Raw genomic sequence first — 24,468 nt, forward strand, 5'->3', positions numbered from 1 at the left:
CCAAGGGAAACCTTGGTACTGCGCCATCTTAATTGCCAAAACGCATCAATAATGCTACATCTTAATTGCCGAAGAATGCTATATGTTATTTTTCTTAAAAATGTTGCATGAAAATTTGCTGATTACACCATCAGCATCTCCTTGTTGGGCGGCTTTGCGATACCAGAAAAAAGCTTCTTCCCCGTTTTTCTCTACTCCCTCACCGTTTTCATAGCAATAGCCCAGGCTGTTTTGAGCGTTAGCATTACCTTGTACAGCCGCTTTCCGGTACCACTTAGCCGCTTCCTGAAGGTTCTTAGTTACGCCATTACCGTAGTAATAGCATTCACCCATATAGTTCTGTGATTTTGCATCTCCCTGCTCTGCAGCCTGCTGGAAGCACTTGACCGCATTCGCGTAGTCCTTGTTATTATAATACTCAATGCCCTTGTCTGTTTGGGCAAGCACTGCTTGGCAAGCAAAAAACATGATTGCCAACAAAAAAATGCTCTTAAGGTTTTTCATATCTGTCATTTTAGATTAAGAATACTATTTCACATTGATGCCATAGTCCTTGTTTATCAGTCCGGTAATCATAAACGACTCGTCATCGTCGGGCTCGCTCTCCACACGGATCTTCACGGTGGTGTGGTCGCTGATGTTCACCTTGAACCAGTTGTCGCCCAGATAGGTAATGGTAATCTTCGGACCGCCCTCGTAGTCGCCCTCGTCACCGAGAAGATAAAGCTTCGGACCGGGCGCGACATACTCTGCATCCATGCCGTCGTCGTAGTCCGTCATGGCCTTGGTGACCTTGGGCGAGATGTGCTTCACAAGTTTGCCAGCATAGTCAGTGGCATTGGGGCCTACGTTCTCGGTATAGATCACATTCTTATAGATGCCTTGCAGGAACTCTATCTTCTTGTCGTTGAGTTCGGCCTCCTCTTTTGCCTTGGCGATGGAGTCGGCCTGATGCTGCTGGAATATGGAGTCTTTCTTGAGTGAGTCGGCAATCTGCTGCTCGCGGATCTGCTTCTCCTTGGAGTTGCAGGAGAAGGTCATGCCGATGGCAACGAATGCCATAAAGATGATCAATAGCTTTCTCATGATGCTTCGATTTATTTCTTTGACGATTTCTTACCAGCTTTCGATTTGTTCTTACTCTGTTGTTGCAGAAACTCATTGTATTCGTTGCCAGTAAACTTGGCCTTCTTCATGATGTCTTTCATTGTTCCGCCGCCTTTTTGGTTGAAGGATACCGTCCATTGCAATTGATGATTGTATGCGGCTGTCGTATAGCCTGTAAGTTGGAAATTAAATGTAAATGTCTCGCCGGGTGCCAAGTCAACGCCGTCCATTGTCTTGGTGCTGGATGCACAGTTGCCACCTTCGTCAGAGAAGCTGAAGATGACATCATAATCAGAGCCTTTTACCGGGAAATCGCCTTCATTTTTGATGTTCTGTTCTATTTGAACTATATTCAAATTGTAATTCCCGGTGTAGACCCCATCAAAATAAGAAAGGTTAAGTTCTGTCAGCCCACCATATTTATTCTTGATGAAAGAGAGGAACGGGCTGTCATCTTTGAACAGCTCCTTGAGTTTCTGGTCAGACAGTTTTTTCAAAGGCACACCTGTCTTGACAGCCAAGTCAGAGTACAGCGGCTCGATGTCGAAGAAACCATAGGAGTCGATGATTTGATAGGTGTCCTTGCCCGTCACTTTGAAGATGAGCTTCTGGTCGCGTGCGTTCTTGAAGTTGGCTGTGTAGTTACCTGTAGCCTCGTCCTTCACCACTTCCAAGTCGCCCTGTGCCACGTTGGTGGTCAGCGTCATGTGGTTGGCCAACTTGGAGTTGGGGTACATGTCGTAGATGGTAGCCACATCCTTTGTTTTCAAGGCCTCGGTAAACTGTTTGGCTTTTTCTTCAATCTTGCTTTTGTTGCTGTCGCAAGCGGTGAAGGCAAAACAGCAAAGGAGAAGCAAGAAAAGCTGGATTGTTCTTGTTTTCATAATATGATATATTAAAATTAGTTAGCAAATCTTTCGTCAGCACACATACGAATTTACATTTCACTCATAGGCAGACAAGGGGTGTGGACCTTCTTAGCATCCTTAGCCAGAAGGTTCTGCAATACCCGTATAAGTAAGAATGAAAGTTGGCCCACACCTATAGAGTATATAGGGCCATGGCCAATACGCCATTGCAGAATATACAAGCTATAGGAGGAACGCCTTTCTAACTTCTCACCCTTATACATTGAATTTTGCAGATTCTCTGGCGGGTCAAAGCTGATTAGCTCTCCTCGATGTCTCCGACTGTTACCAGTCGGCAGTGCAAAGATAAGAATTAATCTTGAAAGTTGTTCCATTGTGAGCCAATTTTTTTATTTTTCTACAAAAATAGTTTAAATATGGCACACGCACAAGGCTTTTCTCATCCAAATCGTCCAAACACGGAAATAGTGGGCAAGCTGTCAAATTCTTGCCAAATAAGCGATCACTTCTTGAGAGAAATGTTAGCAGTAACATTTTACTCCTCGCTGCCGCAGCGTTCCACAAGCGGCATCACGGTGCGGCTGTAGATTTCCCCATACCTCACGTCAATGGCCCAGGGCTGCAGGTCAGGATATTTCTTCTTGAGTCTTTTTATCTCTGAATTGACATAGTCCGCATACATGGCAACATGTTTGTGCAGACAATCGAAGTCACGGAGCGAGTCTTTGGGTAGAGGCGCGATATATTTCTTATAGGCAAAGTCCACTTTTTGTTGCAGTTCCCTGGTCATCCGTGCTTCGGCCGCCGTTGTTTCGCTTTTGCCGTTGTTGGGCTGAAGTGAAGGCTTCGGCTCCATGATCTTCGTTTGTCTTGCTTCTTTCGCTGTCAGCACTTCTTCGGGAGCCCTGAGAGGCTGTGACGTTTCAGCCTTTTTGGTGGTCTCTTGCGGCCTCTGCTCTTTCGGTCCCGCCGGAATGAGCAAAGACAAGACGACTGCGAGGCATGCTGCCACCGTTACTACCATCGACACCTTATAAAACGTCAGCCGACGGCGCAAGGCCCCAATCGCCTTCTTCATACTGTCCACACTGTCGTAGCGTTCCCGCGGATCGTCCTTCAGACATTTCGCGATCACCTTATTATATATATGTGGAACCCTGCATTCTTGCAGCAGGCGCCCGATGAGAAAGATATCAAATGAAGGTTCCCACAGCTTGCCGTCGAATTGGGCAGCGTCGTTGGCGTTCCTGCTGGGTGAGAATGCTTTTGTCGTTTCTTCCGTTCCGACAAAGCAGTCGGTGTGGCAGCCGCCCAGGTCGATAAGTCGCAGTTGCTGGTCTACCGAGGTGATCATCACGTTGTCGGGTTTCAGGTCGAGAAAGAGCACCTGGTGATGATGAAGATAAGAAAAGACGGAAAGAAGCTCGTCAATCAGCCGGTCGGCATGCGGACGAGAATGGAAATAACAGGGATTGGCGGCAAGAAAGTCGGTCAGCGTGTTGCCGTCGATATATTCCTCCAAGATGTAGGGGCATCCGTCTTCGTCGCCCAGGGCTACATAGCATGGCAGAGCCGGATGGTTGAGGCGATAGCCTACCTCGAACTCTTTTCTGAAGGCCTCGACATATTGCGGCATGCCTTTATATTCTGCCTTGAGCTGTTTCTTGAAATGCAGCTTCCCATAGACGCGCACAATATAAGTTTGGCAGGTCGAGCCGTTGAGATACAATTGCTCCTGCGACGTCACACGGTCCAGTGGACTGGAGAAAGCGGAAACATCATCAGCGGTCATAATTCTTCTTTGTGTTGGCAATCGATGGTGGTGAGCCCGCCGATCTTCGCGGCGGTGTAAGCACCGAGGGAACGGCTGTTGCGTAGGGTCTCAGTGACCAACAGTGGATAGCCAAGAACAAACTGCCGAATTGCTACGATATCCCCAATGTGCAGTTTGCTGTTCAGACTTTTCGCAACGACAAACCTGTCATCGTCTCTATATTCAAAGACAATCTGACGATCGGGCGCGTAGGTCACGGTGACCAGGTCGCCTTTTGTGAGCTTATCAGCATCTAAGATGGCTGGATTGTGGCCAAAGGCCGACACTTTGTCCATTGCCGCGCTTTCAGTTTCATTCCAGTCTCTAAACCCTAAGTATGCAGCAATGGTGTCGAGCGTGGACTGCCGGAATGATTTGCCGTCATAAGCCAAAAAGCCCAAGAGACGCTTGAGCGTGTTGACACTGATGCCCTTGCCACACCTCGTGGTAAAGTCAAGGGCGAGCCACTCGCAGTCGGCAGCACTTGTAATGGTGTGACCACTGCGTTTTTCCAACATTTCTATGAGAATCTTCGTGTTCATCCTCAAACGCACAGATTACATAACTAAAGATTTCCAACCTCAAGACAGGTTAAGATAACAGTCATCAATAAATTAAATAGCAACTGCCATGAGTGCAAAAATAAACAAATTCAGTTATATATCCAAACTTCTTAGCTTTAAAAGTAAATTAGGTGGTGATTTTCTGTCGTTGCCTTGTGAACTTAGCGATAAATATATATTGTCTATGCAACCCATCGTTCGCAAGTAGTTGGCTACGCCCTTTTAGAATGGAAAAGCTCTGTCTTCGACGATTGTCTCAAGCAGAGCTTGCTGGGGTATGTTCCTGCTGGATTGTCAGTGTTCTCGGAGTTCTTGTTCTCCTCGACGATCTCGGGTAGCTGTAACTCGTTCTTGTCATCGAGATATTTGTAGAGCACCTGCGATATAGAGCTCTGTTCGAGCGTGCGTTCCATTTTCTGTATTTGCTGATAGCTTGCGGTACCCTTGTCTCCATTTGCCGTGGAAGGCTGTTGAGCCATGCCGTGACAACGACCTGCCGTGCCTTGAACTTTTGCTACTGCTCGATCTGCTTCCCCGACGCCGGTCCCTTGTAGTTTTTTTGAGCTTAGCCAGTCGGATTTTTCTGACAGCCGCGGCTATGGCCTGGTCTTTGTCATCGCCCAACCCTTTGGCTTCCATGATATAAAGAGAAGAGCATACCGTAGAGGCCGTCGCCTACGTAGACGCCGATGTTGGCCTCGAGGACCGTTTTCTGCGGATAGGTCTGCGTCTCCGAAATATCAAAGATCTGGATGTGTGTCGTGATGACGAAACGGTCGTCGAAGCCCGATCCCGACATGTCGCTGGATGCTTGCCGTGAAGTTGTCCATGAAGCCCAACACCGACTCTTCCAACAAAGCACTGATCGGCGCGTCTGAAGCTGAGCTGCGCCCGGTTTCACCACCTATCTGCTTGTTTGTGGCCGCGTCGATGGAGGTGACACGGAACTCGACCTGCTGGCGCGGTCCTACATTCTGACGGGTAAAGGCTATGCTGACCAGGATGTCTGCCTGGGCCACACGGGTGAGCTTGTCCAAGTCTTTCTCCTGTATTTCACCATCAGCTTTGGAGGTGAGCACCATGTCCATGGCCGACTCGTTTTTCAATTCGTCGAGCGCTCTGCAGGTTCTTCAACGGATAGCCACGCTCCTGCATAATTCCGCCCATCTTCGTGATGACGTTGAGCACATCGTCGTTGACCACAGCTTTTAGCTGCTTATGTGAAGATTTCTTATCAAAAAACGTGCTGTTCATTCTTACTTTGGGGATTCAGAGATAAAGGCTGGGGATTTGATCGGGGAACTGCTATTGATAGATTTACGTTTACGTCACAATCAATAAGAGTCGATTTAGTTACCTAGGTTAGCTCACCCACCGAAAGAGTAATTTAAAACAGGTTTTTATTTTGCTGTGTCACCATATATATTACATTTGCAGAGGCAGTGCAATAATGTTCTCCATCAAACATTTACTACCAAAGTTCAAGCCCCATTCTTTCCACGACAAGAAGATGATGGTGTTGTGGTTGCGTTATCTCACGGAGATTGACGAAAAAACACGTAAGGCACCTGAGGAGCTCTTGGCAAATCCCGAGACACGCAAAGCGCTTGACATCATTGAGGAGTCGGCATACACCGATGCTCAGATGGCAGGCTATGACCATTTCTGGGAAGCTGTCAGTTGGGAGCGGACCCTCGTTAGCGCTGCGCTGAAGAGAAGTGAGCAGGCTCATAAAAAAGGGTATGAGGCCGGGCTTAAAATGGGTATGGAGAAAGGAATGGAGAAAGGACTAGAGAAAGGAATTCTGTCAGAGCGCCTCCGTAATGCCAGGGCCATGAAGCGCATGAATGTTCCTTTGGACACGATTATCCAGGTTACTGGGCTAAGCAAAGAGGAAATCGATCGTCTTTAGCAAACTCTACAAAAAAAATTCTCATTCATTGACCTTTGCAGCCCGTCGATAAAGGTGCTGCTAACGGCCAATGAATGGGAATGAACGTCTATAAAAGCCTCTTACAACTTATTAATAGCCTTTGTAGCAGCATCTGCAGCAGCTTTCTTGACAGTACTCTTGGCAGCGCTCTTCACCGCTTTGGAGGTAGCGGTGCTTGATGTGGTACCGGCTACCGTCTTGGCAGTATTGTAGGCTGACTTTGCCTTTGTATAAGTTGTCTTGGCCTTTGTGTAGGTCTTTTCTGCCTTTGCGGCAGTTTTGGCATACTTAGCTGCATTCTTGGCAGTTGCTTTTGTTGCAGCTGATGTAGCCTGTGTCTTGGCAGATGAGAGTGCAGCCGTGCCCGCTGCCTTAGCAGCAGACTTTGCAATTGTCTTTGCACTTTGTGCGTTGGTGCCTAATACCATTACGGCAACCAACAGTGTCATGATAATCTTCTTCAAAATATAATATTATTGATTAATACTCTTTGGTGCAAAGTTACTGCAAATAAGTATACCATGTATTTTTTTTCAACTAAATCGCATCTTAGTTCAGCGGATGTCACACCAACATATCAATAGTTGTAATATGACTTTCGAAAAGTAAATGCGTCAGTCCTGTGACGGTCGTCGCACGATTGTGTGACGGTCATCACGGTTGCGGAGCAGTTCTGGTTGCCGCCCGCATCAGTCCATTCCCGCTCAAAGCCCTCCAGTCAGTACTGATAGTGCAACCTGCTGAAGTGTCGATAGTCGGGAACGGTATAGGAGATGCTGAAATTGTTCTGATGGTAGTTGAGCACGATGTCGGGTCTTTCCGAAAGGGGATAGCGGTGTTGCTGACCGTACTCACGGGATGTTTTCGAAAGGTTGAGGATGCCTATGGCACTATCAACTGGGAAAGTGTCGTGCTCATAGCAGCCATGATGCCCATGAGTACAGCCTTGGAGGAAACGGGCGTGGCGGCAATGATGTCGTCGTCATTGGTAAGCACGTTAGGCGAGATGGAACCTTATGCCTTGATTGCCGGCATCTACTTCACCACCTCCTTTATAACGATGTTCATCAGCAACACCGCAACGGCCGTGCTGATGGCACCTGTCGCCCTGGTGGCTGCACAACAAATCCATGTAAGCCCCTATTCGTTCCTCATGGCCGTGGCGCTGGGGGCAACATGTGCTTTGCCTCGCCATTCTCCACGCCGCCAAACGCATTGGTGATGAAAGCCGGACACTACAAGTTTATAGACTATATCCGGGTCGGACTGCCTTTGCAAATTATCATCGGAGTGGCGATGACCTTCCTCCTGCCGGTTTTCTGGCCGTTCTGAGCGAGGCTGGATACTAATTTTGGACTCAGTGAGTCCAAAATTATTTACGACAAGAATGTATAATTTATCTTGGAAGCATCCTTAAAGCCTTATCCTTACTGTCACTGAAACTAAGTTTATTAGTTATAATAACAGCATTTTGTGGGTCGACAACATGTTTTCCCATAATTTGTAATGCCTTTAGTTTGTCGTCATCGAAACTAAAAAACGTCATCATCCTGGCGCACTGGTCGCAAGTATACCAGCAACCAAGCGTCGCCACCTCAAGCAGCGTGTAGCGGTCGTCATCAAAATTGGCATCTTTCACCTTACCATATAGGAAATCGAAGGCATTTTCACTCAACGCATATGGTTGGCATTCACTGTATGGATCTGGATAATTTTCCTGCGGTACTGGAGGCAATACCGGATGATAAACTTCTGCGTCATTTCCACGATAGGAAGGTACAATACACTCTTGATATGAAATCACTTTTCCATCCCTCCCGAAACTGATGTATATGAATTTATCATCTGGATCCAACAACGGACTCTTTCTGTACGTCCATCTGTCTCCATAGGAGTTGAAGCTGGTTGCGTCTGGCTTACCTAATATTTGCATGACCTGGTCTTTAGTCATTCCCCGTTGAACCATATGATCCTTGGCCTGAATGTTAACCAAACAGGTAAAGAGCATTAATAATGTCGGAAGGACTATCCGAAGAATAGAGCTTTTCTTATTCATAATCTTTTTTGTTTGTTTCTGCAAATTTAGTAGATTATTATCAATGGATATTAGGGAAATCCCTATTTTCAAGTATTCAATCCCTATATTTGTTATTTAGAATCCACATTCTATATTTTGCGTTCTGACAGCCCAACCACTTGGCAATGCTCTATTTCTGCTTATAGGTTCTTTGCAAAGCGGGAACATCTCGTCCAACTTACCTCCTCGAAATGGTCTGATAACTATTCACATACATCTGCCTGTCGATGTTGCTAATGTGCTGCAAATTCTGAAATAAGCATCCATAAGCAAACATATACTCAACGCTGGCAAAGGTAGTGTAAATCGAGCGAAACACAAAATAAAATCGTACTTTTCTGCTTTTGGAGCGCATCATTCTTGTGAGGCTGACAGCATACTGCCAGCATATTTTCCTTCGCTGCCTTGTGATCTTAGCAATAAATGTATTATCTTTGCAACCAATAGTTTACAATAACCCATGAAGCGATGAAGCAGATCGACCTGAACAACGAGATCGTCATTTATCAAAGCGAGGATGGCAAGACCCAACTTGATGTCAAGCTGGAAGGAGAAACCGTGTGGCTGAATCGTCAGCAACTCGCCGAATTATTTGGCAGGGATGTCAAGACGATTGGCAAGCACATCAACAACGCTTTGAAAGAAGAATTGAATGATGGAATCCCAACTGTCGCAAAATTTGCGACAGTTCAAAAAGAAGGCACTCGAAAAGTCAATCGCGAGATCGAATATTATAATCTCGACATGATTATATCTGTTGGCTACCGTGTAAAAAGCCATAGAGGTATTGAGTTTAGACGTTGGGCAAACAGCGTGCTGAAGCAATACCTCATCAAGGGGTATACCGTGAACGAGCGCATTCGCAAGCAGCAGATCTCTGAGCTCCGGCAACTGGTGCAGGTGCTTGGACGCACCCTGCAACAGCAGCCGTTGCCAACGACTGACGAGAGCAATGCACTCTTCAAGGTCGTCGTCGACTATACCTATGCGCTCGACACCCTCGACGACTACGACTATCAGCGGCTGAGCATCAGCAAGATCACCAGCAAGGAGACCTTTCATGCCACCTACGAGAACGCTATGAAGGAAATCAATGTGCTGAAAGAGAAGTTTGGTTACTCCCCTCTCTTCGGCAACGAGAAGGACGACTCTTTCAAGAGCTCCATCGGGCAGATCTATCAGACCTTCGGCGGTGTGGATCTCTATCCCAGTGTAGAAGAAAAAGCAGCCATGCTACTCTATCTCGTCACCAAGAATCATTCCTTCAGTGACGGTAACAAACGCATTGCTGCTACCCTCTTCCTTTGGTTTATGAACAACAACGGCATCCTCTACCGTGAGGATGGCACCAAACGCATCGCCGACAGCACCCTCGTCGCCCTCACGCTCATGATAGCCGAAAGCCGAACACAAGAAAAGGATGTCATGGTAAAGGTTGTAGTGAACCTGATCAACAAAAACAATGGATAACATGGGAACAGCATTATTAGCTATGTGTTTTTGTGCCGTGTCACTCCTGCTTGCACTTTTTGTGAGCTTGTCACCCATAAGTGAGAAGGCTAAAATAAGAATCCTGTATGCCGGAGCTGTGGCATCCTTTATCGCCGTACCGCTGATGGATCGTTATATTGCCGGGCTGAATAACTTTCCAGCGGAGATGCGATACCGTGGTGTACTTGTTTTCGTCAACGCCGTCTGCTGCTTCTGCTTCATCATGGCCTTCATGATTAAATACCAAGCCGTAAAAAAGAAAGTAGACACGCTGGAACAGACCGTCGAACAACTGGAGCATGAACGCGCCACGGCAATGGTACAGTCTGTCAATGAAGATAAACTGCAAAAGGTAGAAGATAGCCTCGAATGGTTTGCCAAGCGAATATCTGTTTTTACCAAAGAGGAGCAGGATGCCATCAACGCCTGCGCCATAGCTTTCGCTGAGCGCAATCAAATCAACGATCCCAAGATACCTATTGCAGTTAACCCGCTATACAGTCAAGCCAGCTTAATGCAAGATGGAAGTCAGGCCTTCTTCTATATCGGCAAGAGTCGCAAGGATATTTCTGCTTTCCTTGCCACCGTCTTTGCCTCTTATTTTCCCACCGGCGAGTCCTTTGTCTACAAGAAGATGCCGGGAGAGAAAGAGGCAAGCAGGAGAGGATTGGGAGAAAGATAACACGCTCTCATGTTAGGAATAACTACAAACAAGTTAGACAAAGCGGCAAGTATCCTCAGTCGGCTTGCCGGGAAGTTTGCTGCAAAGACAGTGTAAATGGGTGGAATGACTGCTAGCTAAAGTCAATATCGCCCCCAATCAAGTAGAGAAGTCATTGCCGCAACATATCGAGGAATTTACTAAGGCCTCTCAATCGAGCCATATTGCGTGTCAAGAAAATGTTCTTCTTCTGTTTTTTGCTTAAAACGCCAAACTTTTTGCCATTTTCGACTGATTTTTGGGTATAATTGTATAACTTTGTGGCCAAACAATCTAAATCATAGCACGATGAGCAAGAATATGAACCGCATAAAGGTGGTTTTGGCAGAGACGAAGCACACCAACCGATGGTTAGCACGAGAGTTAAAGAAAGATGAGGCGACCGTTTCAAAATGGTGTACAAACACCAGTCAGCCAAGTCTTGAAACTCTTTACCAAATAGCAGAGTGCCTCAACGTTGATGCAAAAGACCTTCTAAACTCATCCAGAAACAATGACATGCAAAATTTGTAAGATTCGTTAAGCAAAAGAAGAATATGAGCAGTAGCTTCATTACAAATAAAGACAAATTCCTCTCGGATATTATAAACGGTATTCTTCCCAAAACTGATGCCGTAGATTTCCTTGTGGGCTATTTTTACTATTCTGGGTATGTACAGCTATCGGAAAATTTAAAGAGCAAGCATATCCGTATCCTTGTTGGTCTTGACATAGAGATTCAAATTTCCAAACATGTTTGTGAAGTTGAGAACTTCCGACAGAAGCTTCTTTCTCGTGGCGTATTGAAGGAACAATACTATAGCGAGTTTGTCAAAGCGTTCAATGATACCGATTTCCTTGATACTGCAGAGAAGATAGAACAGTTTAAGATGTTCTATGCCAAGATACTCGACGGAACTTTGGAAATTCGCAAGACTCTCGATCCTTGCCATTCAAAGATGTATCTCTTTGTCTATAATGACTCAATGAACGAGGGCGGGGAATTGCCAGGCGTGATGATAACAGGGTCAAGCAATCTCTCATATCAAGGTATGCAGGGCCGTTTGGAACTCAATGCGCGCTTCAATGACAAGGCCGACTATGACGAGGGTCATGAGATTTTCGAGGAGTTGTGGCGCGACGCTGTTGTTATTGCTGACCAAACAAACGTTGACGAATGGAACAACAAGGTTATGGCTCATATCTGGTATGACACGCTCTTCTCTCCATACCTCATGTTTATCCGTGTGCTCCATGAGTATTTCAATATTCCGACAAAAGAGAACATTCTCACTCCTTACGACATTACGGATGGCAGGTATTCCAATCTGAAATATCAAACGGATGCAGTGCAGTTAGCTCTTCGCTCTTTGGAAAACCATAACGGTGCAATTATAGCCGATGTTGTGGGCCTGGGCAAGAGTGTTATTGCTGCAACGGTGGCGCGCAACCTGCATCTTCGCACCATTGTAGTGTGTCCACCTCACCTTTGCAAGCAATGGGAAGGCTATCGCGATGAGTTTGGCTTTACGGCCTCAGTGTTCAGTGCAGGAAAGATAGAAGAGGCTCTGCGCCATTATCAGGAGTTGAAGAAGCCCGATGAAAAGTTCCTTATCATCCTCGACGAGGCACATCGTTTCCGCAACGAATACACATTGGACTACGCCTTGCTTCACAATCTTTGCATCGGTAACAAGGTATTGCTCCTAACGGCAACCCCATTCAACAATCAGCCTGCCGACATCTACTCGCTGATCAAATTATTCCAGATTCCAAGCCATTCTACGTTGAAGACGGTAGAGAATCTTGGCGCAGCCTTCAAGCAACTAATAGACCGCTATCGAGAATTACGCGAAGCACAGCGCAAGGGTGAAGTAAAAGATGACGAGGTTAAGCGAACAATCAATAGTATATCAAAAGACATTCGTTCCATTATCGGCCCGTTGGTTATACGCCGCTCACGCCTTGATTTGCAAGACATCCCAGATTATGCCAAAGACCTGAAACGGCAGAAGATTCAACTTGTCATTCCTAATGATCCAGAGGAATTGACTTATGACCTCAGTCAAATGAAAGACTCGTATCTTAACACGCTTGACCGTATCAGCAAATCTGAAGGAAGCACCGACGACATTACACGTTTCAAGGCTGCCCGCTACTCGCCCGTGCTTTATGTCAAAGAGGATATGAAGGAACAACTTGCCCAAGAACTGGAAGAAAAGACAGGCATTAAATTCGGACTTCTCATAGGACGTCAGGCCAACGTGTCGAGTTTCATGCGCCACTTGCTGGTGTCTCGTTTTGAGAGTTCTATGGCAGCTTTCCAAACATCGCTTGGATATATGATCCAGTCTGCAGAGCATCTTTTAACGTGGATAGACAAACGCCATAAGATTCCGGTATATAAAAAAGGCAATCTCCCAGAAGTGGACAATTTCTATACCGATGATGGCATGGAAGAGATTCAAGAAGCATTCGACAAATATGAGAATCGCGGTTTCTTTGAGATTGACATGAAGTATGTGGATGACAACTTTATTGAAGATGTCAAAGCAGACATTCAACTACTCCAGAACCTTAGTGAAGAATGGTTCGGCAAAGAGAATACTATTAAGCATGATCCAAAACTTGCTTCATTCATAGAAATAGCAAAAAAGAAATTGGAGCAGGAGCCAGAGCGTAAGCTTATAGTCTTCTCTGAGTATGCCGACACCGTCGATTATCTCGGTAAGAAATTGGTTGAGGCTGGTCTTCCGGTGATGAAATATACTTCAGCCGACGCATCTCCTAACAATAAAGAGCGCATACGCGCCAACTTTGATGCCGGATTGAAGAAAGAGCTTCAACGCGACGACTATAAGATACTTGTGGCCACCGATGCCATTTCAGAAGGTTACAACCTGAACCGTGCAGGCGCCATCTTCAATTATGACATACCATATAACCCCACACGTGTCATTCAGCGTATTGGTCGTATCAATCGTATAAACCGCAAGGTGTTTGACGAGCTCTTTATCTACAACTATTTCCCATCGGATGTGGGTGAAGCTGAGACACGTACAAAGGAAATCTCCACACTCAAGATGGCCATGATTCATGCCATCATGGGAGAAGATACCAAGGCACTGACCAAGGATGAAGAGGTGCAGGCCTATTTCAAGGAGCGTTACCGTAAGGAGTTTCAAAAGAACGAGGAAAGTTCATGGGACACGCCTTACCGAAAGCTTCTCAACGAGATAAAAGGCACTGAGGCTTATCTGAAGGCTCTTGAAATACCCCATCGTGCCCGTACTGCGCGCAAGATTGAGAAGCCAGATTATGGTATACTGATGTTTGGACGAAAAGGCAACGACTTTGTGTTCAAGATTGGCAGTGAAGATGGGACTCCCAAGATGTTGTCAGCTGAGGATGCACTTAAACTCTTCGCTGCAGAGCCTTCTGAAGAACCAGTGGAGTTGAGCGACTACTTTGATGCGACCTACCAGAAAGTGAAGAACAGCCTGTTCAAGGGCGAAGCTAATGACCACAACGAGAAGGATGTTCTCAATGCTCTAGCAAAGATCAAGGTCTTTTCAAAAGCAAAGTTGCTGAACAAGGATTATCTCGACGACCTTCTCACCGTAGTGAAGGCAGACGCCTTGTCAGGTCATGAGATAAGATACATCAATCAGTTGTCTGTGAAGAATGTCAAAGAGCTGCCTAAAAAGATACCAAATGAGTATCTGGCCCGCATCATCATCACCCAGAACAGTGTGGATGAGGGCGAAGAGACTTTAATTTTGAGTGAAGAACTGCAAAAGTAGGACAGATGGAATTTAATAAAGCATACAACCGGCAAGAGTTTGTGGGTTTCCTGCGAAACAACTTCCTTCCAGAGGACTTTGTGCCTTTGGTGGAGAAAGTGCCGCTCACTACTGCCACAAAATATACAACCACGGCAACTAAGCTGGGCACATGCGACTCTCTCGACCTTGTGGTCTATGAGGTGCGCCACACATCACGCCACGATGCGCGCGTAGCATTGTCAAAAGAGGCATTCCGCTTATTGACCGATGAAATGCAGGAACGTGCCTTGGTGGCTTTCGTTCCTGAGGATAATGTTGCCAACTATCGATTCTCGCTTATAGAGATAAGTTTCGAGCTAAAGGACGAAACGCACATCATGCGCACCTACAGCAATCCTCACCGCTATAGTTTTCTTCTAGGTGAAGGTATTGCCTATTATACTCCCAACAAGTATCTAAATGAGAAGGGACGTGTCGTTGACAATGACGACCTTCGTGCCCGATTCTCGGTAGAGGCTCTGACGCAGGACTTCTATCGCGAGTTGAGCGACTGGTATGCATGGGCCATAAAGATTATCCGTTTCCCAAACAATATTAAGGATGATAAGGACGACGATAAATATAACCATGAGAGTGCCATCCGACTTATCACGCGCCTCATTTTTGTTTGGTTTTTGAAGCAACGCAATCTGATTCCTGACGAGTTCTTCGATCAAGAGTATATAGCGAACAACCTTATAGAGAACTTCTGCCCTCACCAGAAGGACGGTCTCTTCGGCTTTAAGTCGCATGAGAGCGTCTATTATAAGGCCATCCTGCAGAACTTATTCTTTGCCATGCTCAACAGCCCTATTACTAAGGAGGGCTGCACGGAACCCACGGAGCGCCGCTTCCGCAATGGGCGTGGCGACTACGACAACAACAAGCTGATGCGTTACGAGCATTATTTTAAGAATCCACAGCTTTTTGTTGACTTGGCCAACAAAACTGTGCCTTTCCTCAATGGTGGTCTTTTCGACTGCCTTGACGACAAGGATAATGGCATCTACTACGATGGTTTCTCTGACCGCAAGGAGGTTAGTAGCAAACTGATATTCCCTGACTACCTCTTCTTTGGCGAAGAGGCAGGAAAGAATGTCGACCTCTCCGAGTTTTATGGTGACAAAAGGAAAAAGCGTGTTTCGGCCCGAGGTATCATCGATATCCTGAAACGCTACAACTTCACTGTCGAGGAGAACACTCCTTTCGATAAGGAAGTTTCACTCGACCCGGAGCTTTTGGGTAAGGTGTTTGAGAATTTGTTGGCAGCCTACAATCCCGAGACGCAATCAACAGCACGCAAGCAGACCGGCTCTTTCTATACACCGCGTGAAATCGTGCAGTATATGGTTGACGAGAGTCTTGTGGCTCATGTCAAGCGCATTGTGGGTGAAGACATAGAGCCGAAATTTCGTCGTCTGCTCCAATACACCGACGACCCTGTTGACTTGTCGCCGGAACAGCGTAAAGCCATTATGAAGGCACTCTATGAGTGTCGTGTACTCGACCCTGCCTGTGGTTCAGGCGCATTCCCTATGGGTATGCTTCAACAGATGGTACACATTCTCGGGCGCATTGACCCGGACAATGTGGAGTGGAAGAAGATGATGATGGACTTGGCTGTGGGCGAGACGACCGAGGCTTTTCAAGCCGACAGCAAGGAGGAACGTCAAGAACTCCTTGCAGACATCGAGCGCAGTTTTGACGAGGATATCAATCGTCCCGACTACGCCCGTAAACTCTATCTCATAGAGCATTGCATCTATGGGGTAGACATTCAGCCCATTGCCATCCAGATAAGCAAGTTGCGATTCTTCATCTCGCTTGTCGTGGATCAGCACACCAACAACGACCCAGCTGACAACTTCGGCATTCGCCCATTGCCTAATCTGGAGGCCAAATTCGTTGCTGCCAACACCCTCATTGGCCTTGCTAAAAAGGATGCCACGCTCTTCGATACCGATGCCATCAAGGTGAAAGAACAGGCTCTCAAACTTGCCAAGCATAAGATATTCTCGGCAAAGACCATTCGTACCAAGCGCAAATATCGACAGCAGGTGAATGACTTGCGTCAAGAGCTCGCCAATATGATGGAGGAGTCTGGTGCTGTAGGTGACAAAGAGGCTCTTCAACTTGCTTCATGGGATATGTTCGACCAAAATGCATCCTCGCCATTCTTTGACCCTCAATGGATGTTCGACGTAAAGGATGGCTTTGATATTGTGATTGGCAATCCGCCATATGGATTGTTTAACAAAAAACAAAATAAGGGAGAGTCTATAACAGTTGACCCTCATGTGTTACAGTTCTATAAGGATGCACCAGAATATGCTCCAGCAAAAGGCGGAATGTTAAACATATTCCGTCTGTTCATTGTCAAAAGCATAAGATTACTATGCAAAAATGGTGTTTTCTGCGAGATTTTCCCATTGGCTTTTACATGTGATGTAAGTGCTGCCAATACAAGAAAATTTGTATTTAACGAATGCCAAATTATTCGCTTGGAAGCATTTCCTGAACGTGATAATCCTAAGAAGCGTGTGTTTGAAAACGCGAAGATGTCTGTATGTATCTTAACAATGACCAAGAATAAGAATACGGACTACGTGTTTGAAATGAGAATTAACAGAGAAAGATATGTAGAAACGGAAAAAGAATCAAGCTCTTTTTCTCTTTCTCAAATTCTAAGCATAGATACGTTGTATCAGTCAATTCCTCTAACCGAGAAGAAAGATACGGCAATCCTAATAAAGACTTACCAAAATAGTAAGCCTCTGACTAATTATGGCAAGTGCTACACTGGAGAAATTGATATGACCTTTTGTAAATCAGCCTTTACAAAAGATTCATCTTGCAAAAAAATGATAAGGGGAGCTAATATAGACCGCTATGTCTTAAAAGAGAAAATGAGTCAGGGAGAAACTTTGTTTCTGAATGCCACTTCTTTACGTACAATCAAACAAATAGATGATACTCTTTTTACAAATGAAAGAGTTGTTATGCAAGGTATAACGGGAGTCAACGAGACAAATCGCTTAAAGATGACTTTAAGTGACCATGCTTACTGTGCAAATTCTGTCAATTACTGTCTTTTCATAGAAGATAAGATTAATACAAGATATGCATTGGCACTTCTGAACAGCAAACTGCTCAACTTTATTTTTAAGCTTCAAAGTACTAATAGTAATGTAAATGGATATGAAGTTGACAATCTTCCTATTGCTATTAGTAGCAAGCAAGAAAAATTTGTAGAGTTAGTCAATTCAATTCTGCACTCTAAACAAGCAGACCCCACAGCTGACACAAGTGAGCAGGAGCGTGCCATCGACCTGATGGTCTATAAACTTTACGGCTTAACCTACGATGAGGTGAAGATCGTGGATCCCGAAACTACGATAACAGAGGAGGAGTATGCCAAAGGAGAATAAACCTCTCTCAGAAGCTGGGCGCAAGAAACTCTATGAGGCTATGAAAACTTATGAAGATTTGGATGTTTTGGCAAATGAATAATATAAGGGGATTATGAGTAGATTAAGCAAACTATATGATGCCATCGAGACGCTTCGCAAAGAAGGCGTTTCAACGGAAGACTTGGAAGAGAAGGTGAGTCAAGCAGAAGAGGATATCATCAAGAAAGAGATTCTCCCCATCTTGACGCAGAACATTGAGCCTGCCCTTCAGCAGGTTAAGCGCGAGCTTGTACTGGTCGTTGACTATCAGCCTGGTCAACCTATAAGTGTCCACCTAAGCCGTAAGCGCAACTTCACGGCAGAAATTGCCGATGCCAAGGAAATTGTGCAAGACCCCATCGTGGAGCATGGCAAAAGGAAGAACAAGCAGGAAAAGATAGAACGTTCTTCTCCAACTAATATGGCCGTTTTCTTTCCCGACGGCACAATGATTGCGGAAAAACACGCCAACGATACATTGGAAAAAGTCGTCCGCAAAATAGGCGTTACAAGAGTGCGCCAAGTGGTGGAAGCGCTGGGATTGGTGATGTGTAAGGTTCCAGTAATTTCCAACCGCCGCGACACCAAGTACGGCAGCGCCCAACGAGATCTCGGAAATGGCTGGCTCCTCATGACCCACTCCAACAACAAGATGAAGAAGACTTTTCTTGAAAAGGTGAGCGCAGCTTTGGACTTAGGTCTTAGAATCGTATTGAATTAACAACAAAGCAATGGAACACAGTTATCATATTCCTCATCTTCCACTGCCTTTTGACATTGAGACAAAGGCCGTGATGAAACAATTGATTTCTGCCAACCGCAAATTGGCTGAGCTCAGAGGTGTGGCCCAAACCATTCCCAACTTGATGAATCAGTACAAATCAGCCTTATACAAAGATTGAATTTGTGGAGCGTGACATAATGGTCTCTAGGCAAACTGCAAGTAAGTATTTGGACATAATACCCCAAACCGGTCTGCTGAAAAAGATAAAAATGGGAAAAGAGAACTACTACATCAATACAAAACTGGTAGATCTTTTCATAAATCAGTCAGGTGATCATAGGTCCAAAAACTTAACACGATAGGAAAAACATGTTAAGCAAAACGCCATCCCCTTAACATGTTGTATGCAACATGTTAAGGAAATCGGTATTTTGCTAACATGACAATCTGAACAGGCTACAACTTTATGTAAGAGGTTAGTCGTGTAAATACCAATCACCTATTGCTATTGTAGTAAGAAGCATTGCCAACTCGTCTCATCCTCACATTGTCATATGCTACCAGCATCGTCATGAATACCGAGAGCATCAGGATGAAGGACATGCAGAGCAGCAGGTACTGACGGAAGTGGCTGCTATGATAGATTCTCCGCACCCAATACCACGGATAGGTGATAAACAGGAAACGGGGGATAGCTTCCATCGTCTGAGGAATAGATGGTGGATCAGCATGCCGCTTGACTGCCGCTACAGTAGCGGCTAGCTCTTTATAACGCTTCTCGGTAAGTTGCAGATAGCTGTTGTTCTGCTTCAAGCAGTTATGGGTGGTATTAATATCCTCACTATATTGTTTGGCCACCCGGTCATAAGCGCTTACAACAGTATTCACAAATTCTTTGTCATTCTGTAACCGACTCTTAATGTCGGTATGGATAAGGTCAGCAATTGCCGCTGCCAACTGCTTCTCGTCTATCTGCGTTTGGGGAGCTGGTGTTGCTTGCTGTGCAAAGGATCGTGACCACGCTGCTATCTGCTTCGCCAAGGACTGGATGTCGGAACGCAGGCCGCTGATGTTTGCGGCGATGATGTCTTCTTTCATTTTCTTCTTCGTTTTGAGGGTTGATAAATATGATGAGCTTTACGGTTCTTCTTCGCTTCTTCATCGTCCCTATTCCGCCAGCCTTGATTATTTACTGGGCTTCCGCTGCAGTCCAAGGATTGGGCATGAGGCTGAAAGAGGATCTCTTCCAATGCCTGTCCAAAGGCAATGACAAAATGAGGATAGCTCAGGGATGGATCAAGGCGATAACCGGAGCAGTGAGCATCTTCCATGCTGAACGACAAGCCCACCACTTTGTCAGCTGCTCTATCCGTCGTGGCCTGAACACTGACATTCCGTCGGGACAGGGCATTGAGAAAAGAATTCCAGTCGGTAGATTCTTGCCGGGCATCCATAACAGCTGCACGCAGTTGTGCCTTCTGCCGCTGGTGCGTTCGCAACCGGTCCAAGTTCTGCTCTTTACTGTTCTTTCTCGCTATGTAGAGTCCATATTCCTCCGTCAGAGCCTTGCAGATACGGGCACTGCGGTATCGCTCATTGCTGTCAGAGATAATCTGTCCTTCATTGCCAACGAGATTATAGACGATGTGACAGTGAGGATGTCGCGTGTCATGATGTCTGGCAATGATGTATTGTGTATGGACGATACCCATTCGTTTCATCCACTCTTTGGCTATCTTAGCCATGAACTCATCCCCTTCCCTGTTGTCTGGGAAGCGGTCTGCATCTCTTGGGGAGAACGACAGAGAGATGTGCTTGACAGGCTTACGTCTGTTTGGACGCATAGAGGCCTGGATATAGAAACTATTGGCTATAGCTTTGTTGTCGGTGACACAAACGCCCTCATAACCCAACAGGTTGGCTTGTTTCTTCTTATTCTTGTCATTATGTGCGTAGTTGACGATCCCGCCAAAATCCACGCGATTCAATATCTTAGCGATCATGATGTAAGGGTTTTATTCGATTAATGATTTCACTGATTGCAGCGATGATGCCAATGCATTCTTCTTTGACGGCATCCAAACCAATGACATGCATCTGGTGAGCCATTTGGTTGACATTATTGGCTATGCCTGACAAGTCGCGAATGCCCTTTGCCAACTCAGGCGAAACCATTTCTCTAACGGTATTGTCCATTGCTGCCTGATGGCAATATTCACCTACTGACAAGCCAGCCTTTGCCGCTTTGGACTGTAGGTAGATAAAATCGTTCTCACAGAACATTACTCTTACCATTTTTGTTCTTTTCTGATAGTCAGCCAGTTTAGGGCGACCACCTTTGTTGTTCCTTTCTGTTGTCATTGTTGATCTTATTACTGATGATTGCAGAGTGGTGTGGAATGGCATTACAGGGTATTGGCAGTTGTAAGATGCCAAAGTACCCTGTTGCCATAGGTTTTAGTGACATTAAAACACAAACTTGCCACTCTAATCATCACAGTTCTGTTTTCTGATACATACCTTGTCCCGTCCGGCGTAGCCGTTGTTCCCTGATAAAGAGATCTATCCATTTAGAGGCTGTGCTTCGGTTCTCATGAGTAGTCTCAATGAGAGCGTCATAGTCCTTCTTGGTAAACGAGACAGGCAGGAGATTGAAGAAAGCATTGCGTCGTGCGGCAGCGCCTCGTTCCTGCTGTTCGCCGGATGTCCTTTCTTGAACATTTGACAATCTGCGGTAAACATACACTGAATGCCGAAGCAAGGTTTGACAAATGAGCATAACTGTCTGATAGTCGCAATCCTGACAAAGCATATGAATGGTCCCATCCTGTGCAGGTGACAGGCGATGCATCTCAGCTTCCATCGTTCTCAGGGCCGTCAGCACCATCATCATTCGGAAGGCTATCAGCCCCATACGCCGTACGATGCCCTGCATGTTGTTGTCTACCTCATCGCAACATTCTTCATTGGCCTTACGAAGAAAGGATACAAACCGCGTCTGCAAATGTTGTGGCAGACAAAAAGTGTATGATCCTTGTCGCATGAAAGTCTGATGCAAATGATAGAAGCGCTCCCCCAACAGCTTAAACTTCGCATTCTTCGACTGAGCGACATCACTGGTGGCAAAGACATTTCGTATTCCTCGCTTGAAAGGAAGGGCATAGAAGCAGAACCTGCTGAGCAGGCCATCCTCCTCATTGCTTATCAGTCGATTCACTTGACCTGGCGTTCCTGCCAACACTACAGATATGCGGGGCTGCTCCACTTCTGACATCTCTCTGTCCTTGCATCGGCTCATACTCAGCACCTCGTGATGGAAGGCCTTCCTCAACACATCAGAGTAGTTGCCATAATCCGATTTTAGCGTTTGACTGAGGGTGTCTCCTTCTGTCTCAAACAGAAGAATGATGCCATCATTGTCTTTCGCAATTCTCAGAAAAGCACTGGCACTGCTGTTGGCCGGTACAATAAGCGTTCTGAGCGGAGGCTCTTGCGGCATGTCCATTCCCCCAGACTTCTTTCCCTTGACATATTCAGCCATGTCTGTCTTATATTGTGCCTTCAGTCTGTTGGTCAGTTCATGAAGTTCTCTGTTGATGGGCACAACAAGTTCCCGGCATAACGACAACGCCCCCTTCCCCATTCCTGCTTCTGCCGTGACAAAAAGATACAGATTGGGATATACGATACGTTCGTCATATACGCCGCAAAGATTATAAAAGCATACAGAGAGGGTGACAATGGAACCTATCAGTATTGTGCCCCTGTCATCCTTCGACACCGCATTGTCCACAGCTTCTTTCAGCAACGTAGGCAAGCCGTCAAACACCTCTTCTGGGAAAGAAGGAAGTGCATTGTCCCCCAATATCCGTTTGTCCGTTTCTCCATTTTGGGTATTTGGAGAAATGGGTGATAGCCTCTTTCTCCATACTACTCCATGTTGTTCTGCCATATAGAACAATGTGGCAATAGTAATCCCTTGCCTTTTGCCACGAAGGCAATAGGAGTATTGCTTGTCGGTCGCAACTTGGTTATAGTCATGATGCAACGAACTGAGCCGATGGAAATATCCTCTTCCGCCCTCACCGCAGGCATCGGCAAGCGCAAAACCCAAGTTGACCCACTCAGCATAATGCGGTGCCACATCAATGCCATGGGCTTCTATGGCTGAGACAACGCTCTCCACATCCTCCTCCACATTATTATGTAGGTGCGCACAAGAAGAATGTTTGCTTTCATCATGTGCAGGCACTCGCTGTTCAGAATGGACATTCTCCCAGTCTTGCACGGAAAATATTTTCTTTGACATCATCTTCATATTTTGGATTAATGTATGCGTTGGGGTCATAGGGCAGAAGGCAGGAACGGGACACGTCGCAGCCCGATCTGTCCACCTTGGGGAGTCCAGACGATTCCAGGCAGTTGGCTACGGCCTTGAAATATCGAGAATGCTCCATTCCCTGCAGGGCAACAGGGATAATCCACTTCAAGCCGTTACCGGAGGGACTGACAAACAACAGCTCCGTATCGAAGTACTCGTTGCCAAGCAATTGCTCTTTTAGCTTTGCCAAGTCTACCACATGATCAAAATCGATACACATCAGTCCGGAATGCATCAACAGTTCCCGTTCGCATCGCTTTCTGAACAGCCCGGAAAAACAACAGAAGTCAAAGTTCGCTGTCTTGTACCGCTTGGCTTCCTTTCTGTCTTCGAGCATACGTAAAGCCTTTGTCTGAGGTTCAGCATAGTGCCCTACGATATATCGGTAAATGTCCACGATGCCGACTGCACGTATCGGTTCGGTATTATGGATTGGTTTCCGGAAGAAAGAAAACTGATAATCTTCTGTCATTTCCATAACTCACCTCCTTTCTTGGCATTGACAAAGTCTACAGCCTGTTGCATTAGATCCGACTTTGAGGTGTATGATTTGCTCTTCAGCCACTCGTCAATCTCCGATTGCAGGAAAGCCAATGCCTTGTTGATCTTATGCACAGGTATCTGCTTGGCAGAAACCCAGCCATAAACGGTCTGCTTGGCTGGATGTGAGGGAAGATAGGCACACAGCTCGTCCATATCCATCCATTTGGGTTGGTTGCTTGTCTGCTGACGCTGTAAGATGCTTACTGTCTTTCGCAGATCTTCTACTGACTTGATGAGATAGGACAATGCGCCCGGTATCTCCTCGAATGATTTTACTTCCATAGTTATTTATCGTTTTGGTAAACTTCTGCGGCAAAGGTAAACGATTTTTTGTGGGTGCATAACAGGTGGAAAAATCCCCCACACTTACCCCTCACGTTGCAACCAATATTTTAGTTTTTGTTAAGATAAAAGAAACAGAAGATGCCCTTTAAGGTCGTATTCCCTTGCATCCTTATTAGCGTTTTAACGAGTACAGACAAACAAAAACTCCCCTTGTTTGCCGGATGGCGAACGAGGAGAGCTTAGTGCAAATGATCTTATAAAGAGCGTAACTACTTGGTGCTCAAAGGTGGAGATGAATTATGACTTGTATTCGCAGTATTTTCTTATTTAACTTGGAGGTTATCAATATGAATTGTATTCGCAGCCTTTACCTTAGCCGAATCTACTATATGGGTATAGATTTGTGTAGTTTTCACATTTGTGTGTCCGAGCATCGACTTAATGGTGTAGATGTCTGTACCTAATTCCAGCTGCAACGTGGCGTAGGAGTGACGGAAGCAATGGAAAGTTATATGTTTTTTTATACCGGCTGCCTCCACCCACCGGCGTAAGGGCTTTGAGATCCATGATGCCTTTTGCAATGTAAGCGTCTCGGCATTACCGTATTTCAGCCTCGCTTAAAAGTCTGTACCTTTGCGCGCACAAATTATTATGAATATGGCAAGCAAAGACAAGTACAAGAGTCTCCTTGAACGGTACAAGCAGGCCC

23 protein-coding genes and 3 pseudogenes are annotated in these 24,468 nt (G+C 45.8%); 10 read left to right on the forward strand and 16 right to left on the reverse strand.

Features of this window, described 5'->3' with window-relative positions; all coding sequences use genetic code 11:
* Positions 1-78: 78 nt before the first annotated feature.
* The 7 genes and pseudogenes from FYJ73_RS13430 to FYJ73_RS13465 all read right to left on the reverse strand — a co-directional run bounded on the left by FYJ73_RS13430 (position 79) and on the right by FYJ73_RS13465 (position 5,606).
* Positions 79-504 (reverse strand): tetratricopeptide repeat protein, encoded by a 426-nt coding sequence (locus FYJ73_RS13430; RefSeq protein WP_206081787.1) that lies wholly within the window; start codon positions 502-504, stop codon positions 79-81.
* 24 nt (positions 505-528) lie between these two features.
* Positions 529-1,086, reverse strand: a complete 558-nt coding sequence (locus FYJ73_RS13435; protein ID WP_154535238.1) for a hypothetical protein — start codon at positions 1,084-1,086, stop codon at positions 529-531.
* Positions 1,087-1,097: 11 nt separating this feature from the next.
* The gene (locus tag FYJ73_RS13440; RefSeq protein WP_154535239.1) at positions 1,098-1,991 is read right to left on the reverse strand and encodes a hypothetical protein; all 894 of its coding nucleotides are present in this window, start codon (positions 1,989-1,991) and stop codon (positions 1,098-1,100) included.
* A gap of 520 nt (positions 1,992-2,511) precedes the next feature.
* Positions 2,512-3,768, reverse strand: coding sequence for a serine/threonine protein kinase (locus tag FYJ73_RS13445; protein WP_154535240.1), 1,257 nt, complete (start codon positions 3,766-3,768; stop codon positions 2,512-2,514).
* Positions 3,765-4,331, reverse strand: coding sequence for a hypothetical protein (locus FYJ73_RS13450; RefSeq protein WP_154535241.1), 567 nt, complete (start codon positions 4,329-4,331; stop codon positions 3,765-3,767). Before FYJ73_RS13450 ends, FYJ73_RS13445 begins: the two co-directional genes overlap by 4 nt.
* 233 nt (positions 4,332-4,564) lie before the next feature.
* Positions 4,565-4,831, reverse strand: coding sequence for a hypothetical protein (locus FYJ73_RS13455; RefSeq protein ID WP_154535242.1), 267 nt, complete (start codon positions 4,829-4,831; stop codon positions 4,565-4,567).
* A gap of 261 nt (positions 4,832-5,092) precedes the next feature.
* A pseudogene (locus FYJ73_RS13465) lies at positions 5,093-5,606 on the reverse strand (DUF6175 family protein).
* Between the two features lie 196 nt (positions 5,607-5,802).
* On the opposite strand from FYJ73_RS13465, the gene FYJ73_RS13470 reads away from it, so the two are divergent.
* Positions 5,803-6,264: a hypothetical protein gene (locus tag FYJ73_RS13470; RefSeq protein ID WP_154535245.1), complete on the forward strand. Its 462-nt coding sequence runs from the start codon at positions 5,803-5,805 to the stop codon at positions 6,262-6,264.
* Positions 6,265-6,365: 101 nt separating this feature from the next.
* Here the strand turns inward: FYJ73_RS13470 and FYJ73_RS13475 are convergent, their stop codons facing one another.
* Positions 6,366-6,749: a hypothetical protein gene (locus FYJ73_RS13475; RefSeq protein WP_154535246.1), complete on the reverse strand. Its 384-nt coding sequence runs from the start codon at positions 6,747-6,749 to the stop codon at positions 6,366-6,368.
* A gap of 365 nt (positions 6,750-7,114) precedes the next feature.
* Between FYJ73_RS13475 and FYJ73_RS13480 the strand changes: the two are divergent.
* A pseudogene (locus FYJ73_RS13480) lies at positions 7,115-7,617 on the forward strand (SLC13 family permease); the annotation flags it as partial.
* A gap of 64 nt (positions 7,618-7,681) precedes the next feature.
* On the opposite strand, the gene FYJ73_RS13485 reads toward FYJ73_RS13480, so the two are convergent.
* Positions 7,682-8,341, reverse strand: coding sequence for a DUF4476 domain-containing protein (locus FYJ73_RS13485; protein WP_154535247.1), 660 nt, complete (start codon positions 8,339-8,341; stop codon positions 7,682-7,684).
* Positions 8,342-8,830: 489 nt separating this feature from the next.
* Here FYJ73_RS13485 and rhuM point away from each other — a divergent pair, with 489 nt between their 5' ends.
* From rhuM to FYJ73_RS16250, 8 genes are all read left to right on the forward strand, one after another.
* Positions 8,831-9,832 carry a virulence RhuM family protein/type II toxin-antitoxin system death-on-curing family toxin gene (rhuM, locus tag FYJ73_RS13490; RefSeq protein ID WP_154535248.1) on the forward strand — a complete coding sequence of 334 codons (1,002 nt, stop codon included), beginning with the start codon at positions 8,831-8,833 and terminating at the stop codon, positions 9,830-9,832.
* 1 nt (position 9,833) lies between these two features.
* Complete coding sequence (locus FYJ73_RS13495; RefSeq protein ID WP_154535249.1) at positions 9,834-10,535, forward strand: hypothetical protein; 702 nt, start codon at positions 9,834-9,836, stop codon at positions 10,533-10,535.
* A 327-nt stretch (positions 10,536-10,862) separates the two neighbouring features.
* Positions 10,863-11,087: a helix-turn-helix transcriptional regulator gene (locus FYJ73_RS13500; protein ID WP_154535250.1), complete on the forward strand. Its 225-nt coding sequence runs from the start codon at positions 10,863-10,865 to the stop codon at positions 11,085-11,087.
* Positions 11,088-11,110: 23 nt separating this feature from the next.
* Complete coding sequence (locus tag FYJ73_RS13505; RefSeq protein WP_154535251.1) at positions 11,111-14,356, forward strand: helicase-related protein; 3,246 nt, start codon at positions 11,111-11,113, stop codon at positions 14,354-14,356.
* Between the two features lie 5 nt (positions 14,357-14,361).
* Positions 14,362-17,805 carry an Eco57I restriction-modification methylase domain-containing protein gene (locus FYJ73_RS13510; RefSeq protein WP_154535252.1) on the forward strand — a complete coding sequence of 1,148 codons (3,444 nt, stop codon included), beginning with the start codon at positions 14,362-14,364 and terminating at the stop codon, positions 17,803-17,805.
* Between the two features lie 94 nt (positions 17,806-17,899).
* The gene (locus tag FYJ73_RS13515; protein WP_154535253.1) at positions 17,900-18,547 is read left to right on the forward strand and encodes a hypothetical protein; all 648 of its coding nucleotides are present in this window, start codon (positions 17,900-17,902) and stop codon (positions 18,545-18,547) included.
* 10 nt (positions 18,548-18,557) lie between these two features.
* The gene (locus tag FYJ73_RS13520; RefSeq protein ID WP_154535254.1) at positions 18,558-18,728 is read left to right on the forward strand and encodes a hypothetical protein; all 171 of its coding nucleotides are present in this window, start codon (positions 18,558-18,560) and stop codon (positions 18,726-18,728) included.
* Between the two features lie 19 nt (positions 18,729-18,747).
* Positions 18,748-18,912 (forward strand): hypothetical protein, encoded by a 165-nt coding sequence (locus FYJ73_RS16250; RefSeq protein ID WP_336509615.1) that lies wholly within the window; start codon positions 18,748-18,750, stop codon positions 18,910-18,912.
* A 133-nt stretch (positions 18,913-19,045) separates the two neighbouring features.
* On the opposite strand, the gene FYJ73_RS13525 is transcribed toward FYJ73_RS16250, so the two are convergent.
* The 7 genes and pseudogenes from FYJ73_RS13525 to FYJ73_RS13555 form a co-directional block, all read right to left on the reverse strand.
* Positions 19,046-19,648: a hypothetical protein gene (locus tag FYJ73_RS13525; RefSeq protein ID WP_154535255.1), complete on the reverse strand. Its 603-nt coding sequence runs from the start codon at positions 19,646-19,648 to the stop codon at positions 19,046-19,048.
* Complete coding sequence (locus tag FYJ73_RS13530) at positions 19,645-20,553, reverse strand: relaxase/mobilization nuclease domain-containing protein (RefSeq protein WP_154535256.1); 909 nt, start codon at positions 20,551-20,553, stop codon at positions 19,645-19,647. The genes FYJ73_RS13525 and FYJ73_RS13530 overlap by 4 nt, the downstream gene beginning before the upstream one ends.
* Entirely contained in the window at positions 20,543-20,911 is a 369-nt protein-coding gene (locus FYJ73_RS13535) for a plasmid mobilization protein (RefSeq protein WP_154535257.1), read from the reverse strand. The genes FYJ73_RS13530 and FYJ73_RS13535 overlap by 11 nt, the downstream gene beginning before the upstream one ends.
* A gap of 133 nt (positions 20,912-21,044) precedes the next feature.
* Positions 21,045-22,859: a DUF3987 domain-containing protein gene (locus FYJ73_RS13540; protein ID WP_154535258.1), complete on the reverse strand. Its 1,815-nt coding sequence runs from the start codon at positions 22,857-22,859 to the stop codon at positions 21,045-21,047.
* The gene (locus tag FYJ73_RS13545) at positions 22,810-23,409 is read right to left on the reverse strand and encodes a BT4734/BF3469 family protein (RefSeq protein ID WP_154535259.1); all 600 of its coding nucleotides are present in this window, start codon (positions 23,407-23,409) and stop codon (positions 22,810-22,812) included. The genes FYJ73_RS13540 and FYJ73_RS13545 overlap by 50 nt, the downstream gene beginning before the upstream one ends.
* Complete coding sequence (locus FYJ73_RS13550; RefSeq protein WP_154535260.1) at positions 23,400-23,756, reverse strand: helix-turn-helix domain-containing protein; 357 nt, start codon at positions 23,754-23,756, stop codon at positions 23,400-23,402. Before FYJ73_RS13550 ends, FYJ73_RS13545 begins: the two co-directional genes overlap by 10 nt.
* A gap of 326 nt (positions 23,757-24,082) precedes the next feature.
* Positions 24,083-24,340 (reverse strand): annotated as a pseudogene (locus FYJ73_RS13555) (tyrosine-type recombinase/integrase); the annotation flags it as partial.
* Positions 24,341-24,468: the final 128 nt, after the last annotated feature.

It is taken from the genome of Hallella mizrahii (assembly GCF_009695775.1).
In the GTDB taxonomy this organism is placed as follows: domain Bacteria; phylum Bacteroidota; class Bacteroidia; order Bacteroidales; family Bacteroidaceae; genus Prevotella; species Prevotella mizrahii.

Bases quoted from the DNA above. Each gene is read 5' to 3' on its own strand.
- FYJ73_RS13430 (WP_206081787.1), bottom strand. From the start codon at position 504: ATGAAAAACCTTAAGAGCATTTTTTTGTTGGCAATCATGTTTTTTGCT.
- FYJ73_RS13435 (WP_154535238.1), bottom strand. From the start codon at position 1,086: ATGAGAAAGCTATTGATCATCTTTATGGCATTCGTTGCCATCGGCATG.
- FYJ73_RS13440 (WP_154535239.1), bottom strand. From the start codon at position 1,991: ATGAAAACAAGAACAATCCAGCTTTTCTTGCTTCTCCTTTGCTGTTTT.
- FYJ73_RS13445 (WP_154535240.1), bottom strand. From the start codon at position 3,768: ATGACCGCTGATGATGTTTCCGCTTTCTCCAGTCCACTGGACCGTGTG.
- FYJ73_RS13450 (WP_154535241.1), bottom strand. From the start codon at position 4,331: ATGAACACGAAGATTCTCATAGAAATGTTGGAAAAACGCAGTGGTCAC.
- FYJ73_RS13455 (WP_154535242.1), bottom strand. From the start codon at position 4,831: ATGGCTCAACAGCCTTCCACGGCAAATGGAGACAAGGGTACCGCAAGC.
- FYJ73_RS13470 (WP_154535245.1), top strand. From the start codon at position 5,803: ATGTTCTCCATCAAACATTTACTACCAAAGTTCAAGCCCCATTCTTTC.
- FYJ73_RS13485 (WP_154535247.1), bottom strand. From the start codon at position 8,341: ATGAATAAGAAAAGCTCTATTCTTCGGATAGTCCTTCCGACATTATTA.
- rhuM (WP_154535248.1), top strand. From the start codon at position 8,831: ATGAAGCAGATCGACCTGAACAACGAGATCGTCATTTATCAAAGCGAG.
- FYJ73_RS13495 (WP_154535249.1), top strand. From the start codon at position 9,834: ATGGGAACAGCATTATTAGCTATGTGTTTTTGTGCCGTGTCACTCCTG.
- FYJ73_RS13500 (WP_154535250.1), top strand. From the start codon at position 10,863: ATGAGCAAGAATATGAACCGCATAAAGGTGGTTTTGGCAGAGACGAAG.
- FYJ73_RS13505 (WP_154535251.1), top strand. From the start codon at position 11,111: ATGAGCAGTAGCTTCATTACAAATAAAGACAAATTCCTCTCGGATATT.
- FYJ73_RS13510 (WP_154535252.1), top strand. From the start codon at position 14,362: ATGGAATTTAATAAAGCATACAACCGGCAAGAGTTTGTGGGTTTCCTG.
- FYJ73_RS13515 (WP_154535253.1), top strand. From the start codon at position 17,900: ATGAGTAGATTAAGCAAACTATATGATGCCATCGAGACGCTTCGCAAA.
- FYJ73_RS13520 (WP_154535254.1), top strand. From the start codon at position 18,558: ATGGAACACAGTTATCATATTCCTCATCTTCCACTGCCTTTTGACATT.
- FYJ73_RS16250 (WP_336509615.1), top strand. From the start codon at position 18,748: ATGGTCTCTAGGCAAACTGCAAGTAAGTATTTGGACATAATACCCCAA.
- FYJ73_RS13525 (WP_154535255.1), bottom strand. From the start codon at position 19,648: ATGAAAGAAGACATCATCGCCGCAAACATCAGCGGCCTGCGTTCCGAC.
- FYJ73_RS13530 (WP_154535256.1), bottom strand. From the start codon at position 20,553: ATGATCGCTAAGATATTGAATCGCGTGGATTTTGGCGGGATCGTCAAC.
- FYJ73_RS13535 (WP_154535257.1), bottom strand. From the start codon at position 20,911: ATGACAACAGAAAGGAACAACAAAGGTGGTCGCCCTAAACTGGCTGAC.
- FYJ73_RS13540 (WP_154535258.1), bottom strand. From the start codon at position 22,859: ATGTCAAAGAAAATATTTTCCGTGCAAGACTGGGAGAATGTCCATTCT.
- FYJ73_RS13545 (WP_154535259.1), bottom strand. From the start codon at position 23,409: ATGGAAATGACAGAAGATTATCAGTTTTCTTTCTTCCGGAAACCAATC.
- FYJ73_RS13550 (WP_154535260.1), bottom strand. From the start codon at position 23,756: ATGGAAGTAAAATCATTCGAGGAGATACCGGGCGCATTGTCCTATCTC.